The 17,908-nt window shown below is 73.9% G+C and carries 12 protein-coding genes; 5 read left to right on the top strand and 7 right to left on the bottom strand.

Annotation, left to right across the window (positions count from 1 at the left end; genetic code table 11):
* Positions 1-41 precede the first annotated feature (41 nt).
* Positions 42-1,640: an FAD-dependent monooxygenase gene (locus tag ACLE50_RS13435; protein ID WP_410943841.1), complete on the bottom strand. Its 1,599-nt coding sequence runs from the start codon at positions 1,638-1,640 to the stop codon at positions 42-44.
* An 85-nt stretch (positions 1,641-1,725) separates the two neighbouring features.
* Between ACLE50_RS13435 and ACLE50_RS13430 the strand changes: the two genes are divergently transcribed.
* Positions 1,726-2,355 (top strand): TetR family transcriptional regulator, encoded by a 630-nt coding sequence (locus ACLE50_RS13430; protein ID WP_410943840.1) that lies wholly within the window; start codon positions 1,726-1,728, stop codon positions 2,353-2,355.
* Here ACLE50_RS13430 and ACLE50_RS13425 read toward each other — a convergent pair.
* The 4 genes from ACLE50_RS13425 to ACLE50_RS13410 all read right to left on the bottom strand — a co-directional run bounded on the left by ACLE50_RS13425 (position 2,352) and on the right by ACLE50_RS13410 (position 9,972).
* Positions 2,352-4,646, bottom strand: coding sequence for a HelD family protein (locus tag ACLE50_RS13425; protein WP_410943898.1), 2,295 nt, complete (start codon positions 4,644-4,646; stop codon positions 2,352-2,354). The two genes, ACLE50_RS13430 and ACLE50_RS13425, sit on opposite strands and share 4 nt — an antisense overlap.
* 223 nt (positions 4,647-4,869) lie before the next feature.
* Positions 4,870-7,245 carry a glycoside hydrolase family 65 protein gene (locus ACLE50_RS13420; RefSeq protein WP_410943839.1) on the bottom strand — a complete coding sequence of 792 codons (2,376 nt, stop codon included), beginning with the start codon at positions 7,243-7,245 and terminating at the stop codon, positions 4,870-4,872.
* Positions 7,242-7,973 (bottom strand): beta-phosphoglucomutase family hydrolase, encoded by a 732-nt coding sequence (locus ACLE50_RS13415; RefSeq protein ID WP_410943838.1) that lies wholly within the window; start codon positions 7,971-7,973, stop codon positions 7,242-7,244. Before ACLE50_RS13415 ends, ACLE50_RS13420 begins: the two co-directional genes overlap by 4 nt.
* Before the next feature lie 76 nt (positions 7,974-8,049).
* Positions 8,050-9,972 (bottom strand): histidine kinase, encoded by a 1,923-nt coding sequence (locus tag ACLE50_RS13410; RefSeq protein WP_410943837.1) that lies wholly within the window; start codon positions 9,970-9,972, stop codon positions 8,050-8,052.
* Between the two features lie 95 nt (positions 9,973-10,067).
* Between ACLE50_RS13410 and ACLE50_RS13405 the strand changes: the two genes are divergently transcribed.
* Positions 10,068-12,620 carry a DEAD/DEAH box helicase gene (locus ACLE50_RS13405; RefSeq protein WP_410943836.1) on the top strand — a complete coding sequence of 851 codons (2,553 nt, stop codon included), beginning with the start codon at positions 10,068-10,070 and terminating at the stop codon, positions 12,618-12,620.
* A gap of 146 nt (positions 12,621-12,766) precedes the next feature.
* Positions 12,767-14,470: a putative bifunctional diguanylate cyclase/phosphodiesterase gene (locus ACLE50_RS13400; protein WP_410943835.1), complete on the top strand. Its 1,704-nt coding sequence runs from the start codon at positions 12,767-12,769 to the stop codon at positions 14,468-14,470.
* Positions 14,471-14,492: 22 nt separating this feature from the next.
* Here the strand turns inward: ACLE50_RS13400 and ACLE50_RS13395 are convergent, their stop codons facing one another.
* A complete protein-coding gene (locus ACLE50_RS13395; RefSeq protein ID WP_410943834.1) occupies positions 14,493-15,281 on the bottom strand; it encodes an LLM class F420-dependent oxidoreductase in 789 nt (262 codons plus the stop codon).
* A gap of 107 nt (positions 15,282-15,388) precedes the next feature.
* Positions 15,389-16,252, bottom strand: a complete 864-nt coding sequence (locus ACLE50_RS13390) for a DUF742 domain-containing protein (protein ID WP_410943833.1) — start codon at positions 16,250-16,252, stop codon at positions 15,389-15,391.
* A 240-nt stretch (positions 16,253-16,492) separates the two neighbouring features.
* Between ACLE50_RS13390 and ACLE50_RS13385 the strand changes: the two genes are divergently transcribed.
* Positions 16,493-17,431 (top strand): hypothetical protein, encoded by a 939-nt coding sequence (locus ACLE50_RS13385; RefSeq protein WP_410943832.1) that lies wholly within the window; start codon positions 16,493-16,495, stop codon positions 17,429-17,431.
* The gene (locus ACLE50_RS13380) at positions 17,425-17,778 is read left to right on the top strand and encodes a GntR family transcriptional regulator (protein WP_410943831.1); all 354 of its coding nucleotides are present in this window, start codon (positions 17,425-17,427) and stop codon (positions 17,776-17,778) included. Before ACLE50_RS13385 ends, ACLE50_RS13380 begins: the two co-directional genes overlap by 7 nt.
* Positions 17,779-17,908 lie beyond the last annotated feature (130 nt).

The following is a 17,908-nucleotide window of genomic DNA, read 5'->3' as shown; positions in this document are numbered from 1 at the left end:
GGATGTGGCACCGGATCCCTCGCAGACGTCGATCATCACGGTCATTCAGCCACCGCGGCGTTCGCGTGCTGATCAACAGCACCGCAGCCCGGGGCGGGCGGCAGCACCCCGGCCAGGTACGCGGTGACCCGCGCCGGGTCGGTGGTCCGCAGGGCGACGTAGTTGTCCGGGCGGACCAGCACCAGCTCACCGGTGCGCGGGGCGATGGCGTCGGCGACGTGCCCGAGGTGGTCGACGACCGTGTCCGCACCGGTGGCGGCGGATCCCGGCGGCAGCACGGTCACCGCCCGCACCCCGGCGGGTGCGTCCGGGGTGCTGCCGAAGCCGACGAGCGCCCACCCGGTGTCCGCCGACCGCCAGGCCGCCGTCAGGCGGATGCGGCGGCCGTCGGCGTCGCGCACGACGGGGTCGGGCATGCGGTCCCCGGCCTGCACATCCCCGGCCCGCGCACCGCTCGCCGGCGGACCACCGGCCTCCACGTCACCGGTCTCCGCACCATCGCACCCCACCCCGTCGTCCGGGGCCGCGGCGAGCGGGCCGTCGCGGTAGGACAGATCCAGCTGTAACGCCGTCTCGCCCTGGGCGCCGCGCCGGGTCAGGCCGCGGCCCAGCAGCTCGGTCGAGAGCCCCAGCACCCCGGCAGCGATCGGCAGCCGCTCGGCGGTGTAGCTGTCCAGCAACGACTCCGGCGCCCCGTGCAGCACCGCGGCGAGCTTCCAGCCGAGGTTGATGCCGTCGCCGATGCCGGTGTTCATGCCCTGTCCGCCGGCGGGCGAGTGGACGTGCGCGGCGTCGCCGGCGAGGAACACCCGCCCCACCCGGTACTGCTCGACCATGCGGACGTTGAGCCGCCACCGCGAGCTCCAGCGGACCTCGCGGACCCGGACGTGCCCGGCACCGGCGTCGTCGAGCACCTGCTGGTAGACCTCGGGGGTCAGCGGCCCCGGGATGTCGACGCCCTCGGTGGACTGGAACTGGAACGTGTCGGTCCCGGCCAGCGGGCACAGTGCCACGAACGGCGCCCACTGGTGCCAGCTGTCCCGCTCCAGGCCCTCGACGACGAGGTCGCCGAGCAGCAGCCGCACGTCCTCGCGGGTCTCCCCCAGGAACGACACCCCGAGCTGGTGGCGCACGGTGCTGGATCCGCCGTCGGCCCCGACGAGGTAGTCCGCGGTCAGCTCGGTGCCGTCGTCGAGCACCACCCGCACGCCCGCGGTGTCCTGGCTCAGCGACGCGACCCGCGAGTCCCAGCGGACCGGCACACCGAACCCGGCGAGGTGGTCGCGCAGCACCTCCTCGACCCGCCACTGCGGCAGGACCAGGCTGCGGTCCCAGCGCGCGTCGGTCCGGGTGCGCCCCACCGTGAGGCTCTCCTCGACGCCGACGGGCTCGCCGTCGTCGTCGGTGGTCCACCGCATCACCCGCAACCGGGACCGGCCCAGCGAGACGAGCCGGTCGGCCACCCCCCACCGGTCGAGCAGCTCCAGGGTGCGGGGCTGGATCCCCTTTCCTCGCGAACCGGCCGCGGGACCGGCTGCGCCGTCGAGGACGGTCACCGCCACTCCCTGCCGGGCCAGCTCGCCCGCCGTCGCCAGCCCGGTCGGGCCGGCACCCACCACGATCACCTGTGTCGTCGTCATGCGGACCACGCTACACCCGATTCTGAGACTGAGTACCAGTTCGGATCGAGTATCTTTTGCTACCAGGTGTGCAACACTGGACGACGTGAGCGGAAACGGACAGGCGCCCGCCCGGAACCCGGGCCTGCGCGAGCGCAAGAAGGCCCGCACCCGCGCCGACCTGCAGCGGCACGCGTTGCGGCTGTTCCGGGACCGGGGCTGGGAGGCCACCACGGTCGACGACATCGCAGCCGCGGCGGAGGTCTCGCGCAGCACGTTCTTCCGGTACTTCGCCACCAAGGAGCAGGTCCTGCTGCACGACGAGGTGGACCCGCTGATGGCCGAGGCGATCGCCGCGCAGCCGCCCGGCACCCCGCTGCTGACGGCGCTGCGCCGCGGGGTGCACGAGGCGTTCTCCTCGCTGTCCGACGAGGCACGCGAGCTGGAGGAGGTGCGGATGGAGCTGGGCCGCACGGTGCCCGAGCTCGCCACCGCGGCGGGACGGCACTACACCGTCGCCGGGCTGGCCGAGCCGCTGGCGCACTGGCTCGGCCGCTCCCCCGACGACCCGGAGCTGGTGGTGTTCTGCGGGGTCCTCGTCGGCGGGCGGCTCGCCGCACAGCGCATGGCCGAGCGCGACGGGATCGCCTACATCGACGCCCTCGACTCCGTCTACTCCCGCCTGGAGGACGGCATCCCGCTGGCAGACACCCCGATCCCGGCCGGCGGGTCCTAGCCGTCCCGGCCGATCCGCTTCAGCACCGGCGGCAGCTCGGTGGAGCTGAGCACGCCGAGCCGCTGGGTGGCGCGGGTGATCGCGACATAGAGGTCGTTGAGCCCGCGCGGGGACTCGTCGAGCATCTCCTGCGGCTCGACGACCAGCACGGCGTCGAACTCCAGGCCCTTCGCCGCCGTCACCGGCAGCACGACGACGGGGGCGTCCAGGTCCTCGGGGTCGGCGCCGTCGGCGACCACCCCGGCCGCGACCAGCGCGTCGCGCACGGCACCGACCCGGGCCGACGGAGCGAGCACCGCGGTCCGCCCGGTGCCCTCCACGGCGTCGAGCCCGGTGCGGGCGACGGCGTCGCGCTCGGCGGCGGCCCGGCGGGCCAGCTCGGCGTCGGCGGCAGGGGTGCCCGGCACGTCCGGCAGCGGCGCCGCCCACGGCGGCACCCCGGTGGAGCGCACCGACGACGGCGGCTCCAGCGACGCGTCGATCTCGGCGAGCACGTCGTCGGCGACGTCGGCGATCTCCGACGGCGTCCGGTAGTTCACGGTCAGCTGCTCCAGCCGCCAGCGGCGCGCCACGAACGGCGACAGCACCTCGTCCCAGGAGCCCGCACCGCCGCGGTCACCGGTCTGCGCGATGTCCCCGACCAGCGTCATCGACCGGGTGGGCGCCCGGCGCATCAGCATCCGCCAAGCCATCGCGGACAGCTCCTGCGCCTCGTCGACGATGACGTGGCCGTAGGTCCACTCGCGGTCGGCGGCGGCGCGCTCGGCGGTGGAGTCGTAGCGGGAGACCTGCATGCGCTCGGCGAGCCGGTCCGCGTCGATGATGTCGGTGGCGCGCAGCAGCTCCGGATCGAGGTCCTCCTCCAGGTCCAGGACGTCGAGCACGCCCTGGGCGTACTCGACCTCCTCACGCAGCGCGGCGGCCTCGGCCGCGGCCTGGGCGGAGCCGTCGTCGCCGAGCAGCTCCGCGGCCTCGTCGAGCAGCGCGACGTCGGCCGCGGTCCAGCGCTGGTCGTAGGGCACGTCGTCGCCGGGAGCGGGGCGCTCCAGCAGCGCCCGCTGCTCGGCCGGGATGCGGCGGGCCACCTGGTTGAGCCGCTTGCGGTCGGCGAACAGGTCGGTGAGCAGCTGCTCCGGTGACAGCGTCGGCCAGAAGCTCTCCAGGTGCTCGGCCAGCGCGGGTGCCGAGCCGAGCTCGTCGCGGATGTCGTCGACGTCGCGCCGGTCCAGCAGCCCCTGCCCGACGCGCTGGGCGACCTGCTCGGCCAGCAGCCGCAGCAGCTCCTTGCGGAAGATCCGCCGGGCCTCGTTGTGCGGTTTGCGGGAGCGCCGGGCCCGGGTCCGGGCCTGGGACACGGTGTCCTTGTCCAGCACGACGAGCTGCTGCTCGACCTCCAGCTCGATCGGCTGCCGCGGCACCTGCTGGCGGTCCCGCACCGCCGCGGCGACGACCGGGGCCATCTCCGCGCTGCCCTTGAGCGCGGCGGCGGCCGGGTCCTCCGTGCGGCGCGCGTCGAGGCCCGGGTAGAGCTGCGCGACCGTCCCCAGCACCACCGAGGTCTCCCCCAGCGACGGCAGGACCTGGCCGATGTAGCGCAGGAACGTCGGGTTCGGCCCGACGACGAGCACGCCGCGCCGGGCCAGCCGGTCGCGGTGGGTGTAGAGCAGGTACGCCGCGCGGTGCAGCGCGACCGCGGTCTTGCCGGTACCCGGGCCGCCCTGCACGACCAGCACCCCGGACGGCTTGGACCGGATGATCCGGTCCTGCTCGCCCTGGATCGTCGCGACGATGTCGCCCATCCGCCCGGTGCGCGCCTCGGACACCGCGGACAGCAGCGCCGCCTCGCTGGTCAGCCCGGTGCTGGAGCGGGCCGCCTCCTCCTCGGTCATCTCGGCGAGGTTGAGCGGCTCGTCGTCGATCGCGACGACCTCGCGCAGCCGGGTCCGCAGGTGCCGCCGGCGGCGCATGCCCTCCGGGTTCGCCGCGGTCGCGGTGTAGAACGGCCGCGCCGCGGGCGCGCGCCAGTCCATCAGCAGCGGCTCGTACTCGTTCTGCTCGTCGAGCAGCCCGATCCGGCCGACGTAGCGGGTCTCGCCGTCGTCGGTGTCGAGGCGGCCGAACGCCAGGCCGTGCTCGGCGGCCCGCAGCGCGGCGAGCCGGTCGGCCAGCAGCGCCGCGGCCGCGTCCCGCTGGGTGATCGCCTGCGGGGTACCGACGGTCTCGTCGCGCAGGGTGTCCGCGAGCCGCCGCGAGGTGTCCTTGCGACGGTCCTCGAGCAGCTCGTAGAGCATGCCGACGTAGGCCTTCTCGGCGGTCAGCTCGGGGTCGTCCCCGGCGGGAGCGGAAATGGGTTCGGGCACGGTGCGGGGATCCTCCACCGAGTGACGAGCACGTACGCGTCCCCGGCCGTCCGGGACCGGCCGGACCTACCCTCCGTCCGGCGACGCGACGTACCAACGTACCAGCGGCGCCGCGGCCCCGCCCGTACCCGAGACCCGTGCCCGGCCCCTCCGCTCAGCCGCGGGAGCGGGGCGCCCGCCCGTAGGGCTGCTCGACCGGCTCCACCCACTCCTGCGGCGGGATCGCCACGGTGACCGGCTGCTCGTCGTCGAGCGCGATCGGCTCGCCGTGGTGGCGGAACCGCATCGGGGCGCCGTCGAGCAACTGGTACTCGACCTCGTCCGGCGTGATCGACACCCGGATCCGGCGGCCCTGCCACTTGAGCCCGAACGCGATGCGCGACAGCGACGACGGCAGCCCCGGCGCGAACGACAGCCCGTCGAGCTCACAGCGCATGCCGCCGAAGCCCAGGGTCACCGCCGCCCAGGTGCCCGCCATCGACGCGATGTGCATGCCGTGGTCGGTGTTGCCTGCCAGGTCGTGCATGTCGACCAGCGCGGCCTCGGCCAGGTACTGGTAGGCCAGGTCGAGGTGCCCGGTCCGCGCGGCCATCACCGACTGTGTGCACGCCGACAGCGACGAGTCCCGCACCGTGATGCCCTCGTAGTAGGCGAAGTTGCGGCGCATCTGGTCGTCGGTGAACGCGTCCGGGCGGATCTGCATGGCCAGCACCAGATCCGCCTGTTTCACCACCTGGGTGCGGTACAGCTCGAAGTAGGGGTAGTTGAGCAGCAGCGGGTAGTTCTCCGCCGGGGTGTGCTCGAAGTCCCACCGCTGGTGGTCGGTGAAGCCCTCGGACTGCGGGTGCACGCGCAGCCGCTCGTCGTAGGGGATCAGCATCGCGGTGGCGGCGTCGCGCCAGGACGCGACCTCCTCCGAGTCGACGCCGAGCCGGCCCGCCGCGCGCGGGTGCTTGGCGGCGACCTCGGCCGCGTAGCGCAGGTTCTGCTGCGCCATCAGGTTGGTGTAGACGTTGTTGTCCGCGATCGCGGAGTACTCGTCCGGGCCGGTCACGCCGTCGATGCGGAAGTTGCCCGCCGAGTCGTGGTTGCCCAGCGAGCGCCACAGCCGCGCCGTCGCGACCAGCAGCTCCAGGCCGACCTCGAGCTCGAAGTCGGTGTCACCGGTGGCGGCGACGTGCCGCTTCACCGCGTCGGCGATGTCGGCGTTGATGTGGAACGCCGCGGTGCCCGCCGGCCAGTAGCCCGAGCACTCGTCGCCGCGGATGGTGCGCCACGGGAACGCCGCGCCCTTGAGCCCGAGGGTCTCGGCGCGGGCGAACGCATTGGGCAGGATCGACTTCCGCCAGGCCAGCGCGTCGGCTGCGGCGTCGGGCGCCAGGAACGACAGCACCTGCAGGCAGAACGTCTCGGTGTCCCAGAAGGTGTGACCGTCGTAGCCGTCGGCGGTCAGGCCCTTGGCCGGGATGCAGCGGCGCTCGGCGCGGGCACCGGCCTGCAGCACGTGGAACGTGGCGAGCCGGACCGCCTGCTGCAGCTCGGCGTCGCCGTCGATCTCGACGTCGGCGGTGGCCCAGAAGTCGTCGAGGTACTCCTGCTGCTGGGCGACCAGGCCGTCCCAGCCGGTGTAGCGGGCGGCGGCGATCGCGGCGCGGACCTGGTCGTAGACCGCGGGCAGGCTGCGCCGCGAGGACCAGCCGTAGGCCAGGTACTTGATGACCTTGAGCGTCTCGCCGGGCTTGACCCGGGCGATGATCGTGGTGCGGGCCAGGTCCTCGTTCGCGTCGGTGGACACCTCGAAGCCGTCCGGCCCGAAGACCTCGTGCTCCATGGCCGCGGCGCAGCGCAGCCCGGACTGGCGGGTGCGGTGCACCAGGGTGGCCCCGGAGTCGCCGGCACGGGACTGCTCGGGCTCCAGGACGTTGTCCAGCGCGGTCTCCAGGCGCGGGTCGTCCGGGTTGCGGCCGGGCAGCTGCTCGTTGGCGACCAGCTCGGACTGCAGGACGAGCAGGGCGCCGTCGCCGTTGTCGTCGTCGCCGGCGTGGACGACCTCGACCTCGTAGCAGATCGCGGCGATCGCCCGCTGGGTCAGCGACACCATCCGCGTGGAGCGGACCTTCACCGCGCGCCCGGCCGGGGACTCCCACTCGACGTCGCGCTGCAGGGTGCCGCTGCGCATGTCCAGCACGCGCTCGTGACGGCCCAGGGTGCCGTAGCGCAGGTCGAACGGCTCGTCGTCGACCAGCAGCCGGATGAGCTTGCCGTTGGTGACGTTGATGATCGACTGCCCGGACTCGGGGAAGCCGTAGCCGCCCTCGGCGTAGGGCAGCGGGCGGACCTCGTAGAACGAGTTCAGGTAGGTGCCGGGCAGGACGTGCGGCTCGCCCTCGTCGAGGTTGCCGCGCAGGCCGATGTGCCCGTTCGACAGGGCGAACACCGACTCGGTCTGGCCCATCGCGTCCAGGTCGAGACGGGGTTCGCGCACGACCCACGGCTCGACGGTGAAGGTGGGCAGGTGCTCGGGCTTCACGTGCGCTCCAGCAGGTCGGCGAGATCGGTGACGACGACGGTGGCGCCGCGCTCGCGCAACGCCTCCGCCTGGTCCAGTCGGTCGACGCCGACGACGGCGCCGAAGCCCCCCGCGTGGCCGGCCTCGACCCCGGCGAGGGCGTCCTCGAAGACGACGGCGGCGGCGCGGTCCACGCCCAGGTCCTCGGTGGCCGCGACGAAGGTGTCCGGGGCGGGTTTGCCCGGCAGGCCGCGCTCGCGGGCGGTGACGCCGTCGACGCGGTGGTCGATGAACTCCTCCAGCCCGGTGACGCGCAGGATCATCTCGGCGTTCGCGCTGGAGGACACGACGGCGGTGGCCAGCCCGGCGTCCTTGACCGCCTCCAGGTAGCGGCGCGAGCCCGGGTAGACGTCGACGCCCTGAGTGATCTTGAGCTGGACGAGGTCGTTCTTGCGGGTCGACAGGCCCCAGAGGGTCTCCGCGGCGCCCGGGTCGTCCGGCGTGCCCTCGGGCAGCTCGATGCCGCGGGAGGCCAGGAACTGGCGGGTCCCCTCGAGCCGCGGGCGGCCGTCGACGTAGGCGCCGTAGTCGGCGGACACGTCGAACGGGGTGAACCCGTCGCCGTCCCGCGAACGCAGGAACTCGTCGAACATCTGTTTCCAGGCGGCGGCGTGCACGCTCGCGGTGTCGGTCAGGACACCGTCCAGGTCGAACAGGCACAGACGCGTGCCGTCAGGGAGCCCCAGCATGGCGCGCACCCTATTGGTAGCCGAGGGCGACCGTCGCCCCCGGGCGCAGGTGTGTCACGCGGCTGTTCCGCACCGTTCACGCCCCGGGCGCGGCGAGCGGCACCGCGGTGGCCGCGACCGGGTCGTTCGTCGCCGTGTGCAGCGTCGTCTCCACGGTGCAGGAGCCGGAGCCGACCCGCACGTGGACCGCTCCCCCGCCGGGCTCGGGCTCGATGCGTTCCTGGACCGCCCGGCGCACCGCGGCGAGCACCGACAGCGGCAGCACCCGCGTCCCGGGGTCGACACCGGCGGCCCGCGGGTCGTCGACGGTGGTGTCCAGCCGGGCGCCGAACCGGGTCCGCTCGATCTGCAGGTACGCCGACACCGCGGCCAGCTCCTCGTCGAGCCGGATCGCGTCCTCCCCGGCCCGGTCGGCGGCCCGGGACAGGTCGGCGAAGCCCAGCAGGAGCTCCCGGGCGCGCGGCGGGTCCGTGCGCACCAGCGAGGCGATGGTGTTGAGGGTGTTGTAGACGAAGTGCTGCTCCAGGCGCCGGGACAGCGAGTCGTGCCAGGACAGCGCGTCGGTGGAACGGTCCGCCGTGGCCCCGTGATCGTCGGTCTGCCGGTCATCGGTGCCGGATGTGGCACCGGACCCCGGCGAACCGTCGATCACCGGGTCGGCCGGGTCGTGGTCGGCACCGCCGGGTCGGGTCCCGCCATGATCGGCGTCCGCGAGGTTTTCAGTGCCGGATGTGGCACCGGATCCCTCGCCCGCGGTGATCTCCCGGTCGGTGCGGTCGGGGTCGGGGCGGTCGGGGTCGGGGACGCCGGAGCCGGGATGGGTGATCCCCGCGCCGCCCGCGGACGCAGCGGACCCGGTTCCCCCGGGGCGGCCGGCACCGTCGCGCCCCGGTGCGCCGTCCCGCGACCCTCCCGATGCAGCCCCTCCCGACGCACCCGGCCGGGCACCCGCCGAGCCCGCGCGCAGCCGCCGGGCGGCGGTCATGGCGTCCAGCAGGTCCTCGTCGCGCTCGTCGGGGGCCACCAGCCCGCGCCAGGACGGCAGCGCGAGGCGCCCGGTGGCGGTCCGTCCCCGGTGCTCGACGGCGGCGACCAGGCCCGGCTGCAGCCACACGGCGTCGGCGGCGATCCCGTCCGGGACGTCGGCGGGCGCGGTCCGCGAGGCAGGCGCGGCGACGACGGTGCGGGCGTCGGCGTCCGCGGCGCCGACACCCACCCGGCCGACGTAGCGCAGCTCGCCCGGATGCCCGGCGCCGCCGTCGGCGGTCTCGACCGCGGGCAGCGCCAGCAGCACCGCGGAGATCCGGTCGCCGCCACCGGCGCGGGCCGGGCCGTAAGCCGGCAGATACCCGGCGACGAGCACCTGCCGGCGTCGGCGCAGCGGCACCCGCAGCCAGTTCCGGGTGCGGCGTCCGGGCTGGTAGGGCACGTCGAGCCGCTTGAGGTTCAGCTCGTCGAGACCGAACTTCTCCGCGGTGCGCGCGACCAGGTCGGCCTCGTCCAGCCCGAACGACGGCGGCACCAGGATCGACGCCCCGCCCAGGTCCAGCTGCTCGAGCAGCGCCCGGCGGCGCCGGTAGGGCAGCTCCAGCACCCGCTGCCCGCCGGACCACAGCAGGTCGGTGACGACGTAGCCGACCGGGACCTCGGCGCGCAGCGCGTCGTCCGGGGTTAGGGTGGCGGTGCGGCGCAGCAGCGGCCCGCGCGACGGGCGGCCCGCCTCGTCCAGGGCGACGACGACGCCGTCGAGCACCATTCCGCCGGGCGGCGCCTTGCCGGTCAGCTCGTGCAGCTCCGGGAACGACGCGGCGACGCTGCGCGCGGTCGACGACAGCAGCCGCAGCTTCCGGCCGGGTTCGGCGTAGGCGACGCAGCGGTGCCCGTTCCAGCCGAACTCGACCGCCCAGCGCTCCGGGTCGGCGGCGTCGGACAGCTCGCCGGCCGCGGGGAGCATGGGCGGCACGAGCTCCGGCATCGTCGTACCGGATCCCCCCGCCACGGGTGACACCGTAGCCGGGCCTGCGACGACGGGCGCCGACGCCACGGTGGGAGCCGGGCACGGCCACCACGGGTGACGGGCACAATGGCCCCACCATGCCTGCCACGACGACGCTGACCGACCGGCTCCCGCGCAACCCCGACGCCGACCCCGCCGACCTGGTCGAGACCTTCGCCGACTGGGCGTTCGACGAGCGGGGCGTCTCGCTCTACCCGGCGCAGGAGGAGGCGATGCTGGAGCTGGTCACCGGCGCCAACGTCATCCTCTCCACCCCCACCGGGTCCGGGAAGTCCCTGGTCGCGACGGGTGCGCATGCGGCGGCGATGGCCCGTGGCGAGCGCAGCTTCTACACCGCGCCGATCAAGGCGCTGGTCAGCGAGAAGTTCTTCGCGCTGTGCGAGACGTTCGGCGCGGACAACGTCGGCATGCTCACCGGCGACGCCGCGGTCAACGAGAAGGCCCCGATCATCTGCTGCACCGCGGAGATCCTGGCGAACCTGGCGTTGCGCACCGGGTCCGGCGCCGACGTCGGCCTCGTGGTGATGGACGAGTTCCACTTCTACGCCGACCCCTCGCGCGGCTGGGCGTGGCAGGTCCCGATCGTCGAGCTGCCGCAGGCGCAGTTCCTGCTGATGAGCGCTACGCTGGGCGACACGTCGTTCTTCCGCGACGACCTGACCCGGCGCACCGGGCGGGAGACCGCGGAGATCACCTCGGTGGAGCGGCCGGTGCCGCTGCACTTCCGCTACGTCCTCGAGCCGCTGCACGAGACGATCACCGAGCTGCTCGAGACCCGCGAGGCGCCGGTCTACGTCGTGCACTTCACCCAGCAGGCCGCGGTGGAGCGGGCGCAGGCGCTGATGAGCGTCAACGTCACCACCAAGGAGGAGAAGGCCGCGATCGCCGAGATCATCGGCGGTTTCCGGTTCACCTCCGGGTTCGGGCGCACGCTGTCCCGGCTGGTCCGTCACGGCATCGGCGTGCACCACGCCGGGATGCTGCCCCGCTACCGGCGGCTGGTGGAGACCCTCGCCCAGGCCGGGCTGCTGAAGGTCATCTGCGGGACCGACACCCTCGGCGTCGGGATCAACGTTCCGATCCGCACGGTGCTGTTCACCGCCCTGTCCAAGTACGACGGCCGCCGCGTGCGCCCGCTCAAGGCGCGCGAGTTCCACCAGATCGCCGGGCGCGCGGGCCGGGCCGGGTACGACACCGTCGGGACCGTCGTCGCCGAGGCACCCGAGCACGAGATCGAGAACGCCAAGGCCCTCGCCAAGGCCGGGGACGACCCGAAGAAGCGTCGCAAGGTGCAGCGCAAGCAGCCCCCGGAGGGCTTCGTCGGGTGGTCGCAGGCCTCGTTCGAGAAGCTGCAGGAGGCCAGGCCCGAGGCGCTGACCAGCAACTTCGAGGTCACGCACGCCATGCTGCTCAACGTGATCGCCCGCGGCGGGGACACCTACGCGGCGATGGAGCACCTGCTCACCGACAACCACGAGCCGCGCAAGCGGCAGCTCAGGCACATGCTGCGCGCGATCGCGATCTACCGGGCGCTGCGTACCTCCGGGGTCGTCGAGGAGTACGCCGTCGAGGGGGCGGAGCGGCCGCGGGTGCGCATCGTCGACGAGCTGCAGCTGGACTTCGCACTGAACCAGCCACTGTCGCCGTTCGCGCTGGCCGCCATCGAGCTGCTGGACGCCGAGTCCCCGGACTACGCCCTCGACGTGCTGTCGGTCATCGAGTCCACCCTCGACGACCCGCGCCAGATCCTGGCCGCGCAGCAGAACAAGGCCCGCGGCGAGGCGATCGCGGCGATGAAGGCCGAGGGCATGGAGTACGAGGAGCGGATGGAGCGCCTCGAGGAGGTCACCTACCCGCGCCCGCTCGACGAGATGCTGCACGCCGCACTGGAGACCTACCGGCAGGGTGCGCCGTGGGTCGCCGACGCCGCCCTGTCGCCGAAGTCGGTGGTGCGGGACCTGTGGGAACGCGCGATGACGTTCACCGAGTACGTCTCGCACTACCAGCTGGCCCGTTCGGAGGGCCTGGTGCTGCGCTACCTGGCCGACGCCTACCGGGCGCTGCGCCAGACCGTGCCCGAGCACGCGCGCACCGAGGAGCTGTCCGACCTGATCGAGTGGCTCGGCGAGCTGGTCCGCCAGACCGACTCGTCGCTGCTCGACGAGTGGGAGAAGCTCGCCGCGGGCTCCGACGGCACCGACGCCGCCGACGGCGAGGTCACCCCGCCCGGGGCGGAGGTCGCGGCCGGGCCGGCCGGGGTCACCGGCAACAGCCGCGCGTTCCGGGTCATGGTGCGCAACGCGATGTTCCGCCGGGTCGAGCTGGCGGCGCTGGGCCGCTACCAGGAGCTGGCCGAGCTCGACACCGACAACGGCTGGTCCGCCGACCGCTGGCGGGCGGCGCTGGAGCCGTACTACGAGCTCCACGACCGGATCGGGATCGGGCCGGACGCGCGCGGCCCGGAGCTGTTCGACCTGACCGAGGAGTCCGACCGCTGGCTGGTGCGCCAGGTGTTCGACGACCCGGCGGGCGACCGCGACTGGGCCATCACCGCCGAGGTCGATCTCGCCGCGTCGGACGAAGCGGGCGAACCGGTCGTATGGATCACCGACGTCACCGACCGACCATGATCATTTCACTCGTTCGCGCCATCGGTCGGCACTCCTGGTGGAACCACGGGGGCGCGACGGCTCGGCTACCGTGACTGCCGGTCGGAAGCGAATACCCCACCGGGGTGAACGGGGGACGGGACATGGCGCCTGGTGACGGTGACTCCGTGGTCGCCGGTCCCCGGGACGGGGCCGGCGCGATGCGCGCGGCCGCCTTCGAGTCCGCCGGTGTCGGGCTGCTCACGTTCGACCCGGATGGATCGGCGCTCGCGGCCAACCCCACCGGTGCGGCGCTGCTCGGTTACTCCGTCCGGGAGCTGGCCGGGATGAGCGTCGCCGACTTCGTGCCGCCGGCGGAGGCCCCGGAGGTCTGGGCGGAGCGCAACCGGCTGCTCGACGGGTCGCTGGACAGCCTGCGCGTCGTCCGCCCGATCCGCACCGGCCACGGCACCGAGATCTGGATCGACGCCACGGTCACCGCACTGCGCGAGGGCACCCGGGACGACGCCGGGCACGCCACCCGGTTGATGGCGGTGATCACCGATGTCACCGATTCGCTGCGCGAGCAGCGCCGCCTGGAGCACCTGGCCTCGCACGACCCGCTGACCGGGCTGCCGAACCGGTCGCTGTTCTTCGACCGGCTGCAGGCCGCGATCGACGACGGCGACCACCGCCCCGGCGTCTGCTACCTCGACCTCGACGGGTTCAAGGTCGTCAACGACACCCTCGGCCACCAGGCCGGGGACCGGTTGCTGCAGGTCCTGGGCGCGCGACTGCGCGACGACCTCGGCCCGGAGGGCAACCTGGTGGCCCGGATGGGCGGCGACGAGTTCGTGGTCCTGGTCCCGGACACCACCGACCGGGCCGCGCTGGAGTCGGTGGCCGTGCGGGCGCTGGACACCGTCCGGCAGCCGGTGCGGCTCGACGGCCGCGACATCGTGATCTCCGCCAGCGTCGGCGTCGTCCGGCACGACGGCGAGCTGTGCCCGGACGAGATGATGCGCGCCGCGGACACCACCCTGTACTCGGCCAAGCGCGAGGGCCGCGGCCGCTACGCCTCCTACGACCGCGAGCGCCACCGCTCCGACGTGCGCCGCTTCGAGCTGTCCGCACAGATGCCCGAGGCGCTGCGCCGCGACGACTTCCTGGTCGTCTACCAGCCGCTGGTGCGCCTGGCCGACGAGCGGACCGTCGGGTTCGAGGCGCTGGTGCGCTGGCAGCGGCCCGACGGCGAGCTGATCGGCCCGGACCGGTTCATCCCGGTGGCCGAGGAGACCGGGCTCGTCGTCCCGCTGGGCCGCCGGGTGCTCGACGAGGCCTGCCGGCGCGCCCGCGAGTGGGCCGACGCCGACCCGGACCACCCGATACTGATGAGCGTGAACGTCGCCGCCCGCCAGATCAGCGAGTCCGACCTGGTCGCCGACGTGAAGGCGACGCTGGACCGGCACGACTGGCCCGCCGAGCGGCTGCAGATCGAGCTGACCGAGAGCGACCTGATGACCGGGACGGGACGGCCGTCGGCGACGCTGCGCGAGCTCGACCGGATGGGCGTGCGGATCGCCATCGACGACTTCGGCACCGGCTACTCGAACCTGGCCTACCTGCGCCACCTGCCGGTGCGGTCGCTGAAGCTGGCCGGGCACTTCGTCGCCGGGTCCGCCGAGCGCGACGACGTCATCCTCCGCACCCTGATCAGCCTGGCCTCGGCGCTGGACCTGGAGGTCACCGCGGAGGCGGTCGAGACCGAGGAGCAGGCGCGGCGGCTGCGCGGCTACGGCTGCACGAACGCGCAGGGCTGGTACTACGCACCCGCGGTCACCGCGGACCGGGCCCCGGCGCTCATCCGGGACCCGTTCCTGCGGGACTCCTGAGACTCAGGCCCGTACTGCGGCCTCAGCCCGCGTTGCGCTCGTCGCGCCAGGCGATCCAGTCGCGCAGCCGGCCCAGGTCGAAGGCGGGGCCGTCCTGGCCGACGGTGAACAGCCGGACGCCGGCGTCGTAGAGGCCCTGGCCGTACTCGTCCGGGGCGCCCTCGACCGCGCAGGAGCGCTCGATCTCGGCCGGGTCGCGGCCGATGTCGCGGCAGTGCCCGTCGAGCACGGCGTTCTTGTGGGTGATCGTCTCGGCGTCGCCGAAGCCGTGCCAGATCGTGGCGTGCTCGGCGGTGTAGCGCAGCGTCTTCTTCTCCCCGCCCCCGCCGATCAGCACCGGGATGTCGCGGGTGGGCGGCGGGTTGAGCTTGTGCCAGCGGCCGCGGATGCGGGGCAACGCCTCGCCGAGCGCGTTCAGCCGGCTGCCCGCGGTGCCGAACTCGTAGCCGTACTCGTCGTAGTCGCGCTCGAACCAGCCCGAGCCGATGCCGAGGATCAGCCGGCCGTCGGAGATGTGGTCGACGGTGCGGGCCATGTCGGCCAGCAGGTCGGGGTTGCGGTAGCTGTTGCAGGTGACCAGGGCACCGATCTCGACCCGCGACGTGGCCTCGGCCCAGGCGCCGAGCATCGTCCAGCACTCGAAGTGCTTGCCGTCGGGCTCGCCGTAGAGCGGGAAGAAGTGGTCCCAGTTGAAGACGATGTCGGCGCCGGCCTCCTCGGCGGCGGCGACGGCGCGGCGGATGTCGGCGTAGTCGGCGTGCTGGGGCTGCAGCTGCAGCCCGATCCGGATCGGGCGGGGGTCGTCGGTCATGACCCCATCCTGGCGCGCGTGCCGGAGTCGCGCAGTGCTGTCCACCGCCGCTGTCCGCCGCCGCTGTCCGCCGCTGTGCGGTACCGGGCCGTACGGAGCCTGCCGGGTCAGAGCCTGCGGAGCCCGGCGAGGACCCGGTCCATCAGCTCGAGGTCCGGCCCGTCGTCGGCGACGACGTCGTGCACGGTCAGGCGGCCCTCGCCGGCGAGGTCGTCGATCAGGATCCGGGCGACGCCGAGCGGGACCGAGGTCAGCGCCGCGACCTCGGACACCGAGCGCGGTGAGCGGCACAGGCTCAGCACGGTCGCCTTCTCCCCCGCCTCGGGCCGTGCCGCCCGGGCCGGGACGGTCGAGACCAGGGTCTCCAGACGCAGCTCGGTGCGGGCGCGGGTGCGGCCGCCGGTGAGTACGTACGGACGGACCGGGGTGAACGCCGGCTGCTCGACCGGCTCGTCGCCGACCGGCTCGTCGGCCGGGTCGTCGAGCACGGCTGCAGGTGCGGCCGGGATCGGGGCGGTGTCGGCGTCCGGGTCCGTGTCCGGGTCGTTCTCCGGGTCGGCGTCCGCGCCGGCTGTCTTGGGGCGTCCGACGACGGTTCCGACCGCGGTGGCCCCGAACGCGGCAGTCGCGACCGATGCCGCGCCCTGTTCGGCGTCGGCGTGTGCTGTGCCGGCCGGTGCGGAGCCCGCTGCCTCCCTCGCGGCGGCGCGCTGCGCGGCCCGTTCCCTGCGGGAGGGGCGCTTCGGCTTCGTGACCGCCCGGCCGCCGAAGCGCGCGCCGGTGAGCCCGACGACGTCGTCGTCCGGGTCGGCCTCCGGCAGCACCGTCTCGTCGGCGACTTGTTCGCCTTGTTCGCCTGATTGTTCGGCCGGTGGCTCGGGCGGGCCGTGCGGGTGCTCGGGGTCCGGCGCGTGCCGCGATCGTGGCGTCCCGAACCGGGCACCGGTGCGACCGACCTCGCCTCGACCCATCGTGACTCCGTCCTGCAACCTGCGTATTCGTCCTGCGACGCAACACCGGCGCACGCGTCGTACGCCGCTGATAGCGGCATTCCGGACACACCGTTCCGGAGCCGTACTTCCGATCGATGTCCGTCGTGTGTCGTACGTGTGACGGGGTCACCGAATCGCGCTCGGCGGTCGCAGCAGACGACTTGTTCTAGTACATTGCAAACAAGTTGGAGCGAGTCCGGACGACGAGGGGGTTCCGAGATGAGCACGCAGAGCACCGGGCCGGCCCGCGGACGCGGCATCGACCGCACGACCGCGACCGCAGCAGGAGGGATCGTCGCCGCGGTCGTCACCCTGGTGGTGAGCGGGGCGGCGATCGGCAACCGCGAGGCTGCGACGGCGACGATCGTCGGGCTGGTGATGGTGGTGATCTTCGGGGCCGCGATGACGCTGGCCGTCGCCACGAACCCGACGCACCGCCGCTCCCGGGCCGCCTCCTGCTGGGCGTTCCCGCCGGTGATGTTCTGGGTGACGGCCGCGCAGTCGCTGCCGTGGCCGGGAGTCTGGCTCACCGTGCTGCTCCCCGTCACCGCACTCGCCTGCTACGGGCTCGGCCGGGTCCTGGCGGGCCCCGACCGGTTCGTGCCGGCCGCGACACCACCGCCCGCGGACGCTCCGCGCCTGCCGCTGGCCGACGGCGAACGGGTGCTCTGGTCTCGCTCGATGACCTCCCACCCGGCGCTGCTGCTCACCGGCGTGCTGGTCCTCTCCGCCGTGCTGGAGTTCTGGCTCGCCGCGACCACCACCCCCGCCACCCTGGTCGTCGCGATCCTGATGAGCGGCGCCGCGGCCCGGGCCGCCACGAAGGCGTTCGCACGGGTACGGATCGGCGCCGACGGTGTCGTCGTCGAACAGCCGTGGCTGCGCACCCGCCTCGCGGGCGCCGCACCGGAGGAGATCCTGGTGGCCCGCGCGGTCACCGTCGACCCGGCGCAGCTGCGCTGGACCGACTACGGCGTCCTGAACACCTCGAGGGTGCTCGGTTTCCGCGCCACCCGCCGCGGCGAGGCGCTCGCGCTCGACCTCACCGGCGACCGCGAGTTCCTGGTGACCGTGCCCGACGCGGCGACCGCCGCCGGACTGGTCAACACCGAGCTCGACCGGCGCCGGGCCGGGCACGGGGAGGCGCCCGCATGCTGATCCGGGTCGACCCGTCGTCGACGGTGCCGCTCGGCGACCAGGTGGCGGTATCGGTCCGGCGCGCCGTCGCCGACGGGCACGCCACCGCCGGGGACCGGCTGCCGCCCGCCCGGGAGGTCGCGTCGGCGCTGGGGATCAACCTGCACACCGTGCTGCGCGGCTACCAGCAGCTCCGCGACGAGGGGCTGGTCGACCTGCGGCGCGGCCGGGGCGCCGTCCTGACCGACCGGGCCACCGGCGGCCGCGCCGAGCTCGACCGCAAGGCCGGGGAGCTGGCGCAGCTGGCACGGCGCCTCGGGCTCGACGAGTCCGACGCCCTCGGTGCCGTCCGCGCCGCTTTCCAGTGAGCCGGCGGCGCCGCGGCCCTGGTCAACGGCGAGCTGGACCGGCAGCGCGCCGCTTGAACAGACCATGATCGGCCCGACCGAGGGGTCCGGTGCCGGATGTGGCACCGATCCCCTCGGTCGTACCGATCAT

This window comes from Pseudonocardia phyllosphaerae, from assembly GCF_046546475.1.
GTDB classification, from domain to species: domain Bacteria; phylum Actinomycetota; class Actinomycetes; order Mycobacteriales; family Pseudonocardiaceae; genus Pseudonocardia; species Pseudonocardia phyllosphaerae.
The sequence above is the reverse complement of the archived record's forward strand: the minus strand, read 5'-3'. Positions and strand labels throughout refer to the sequence as shown.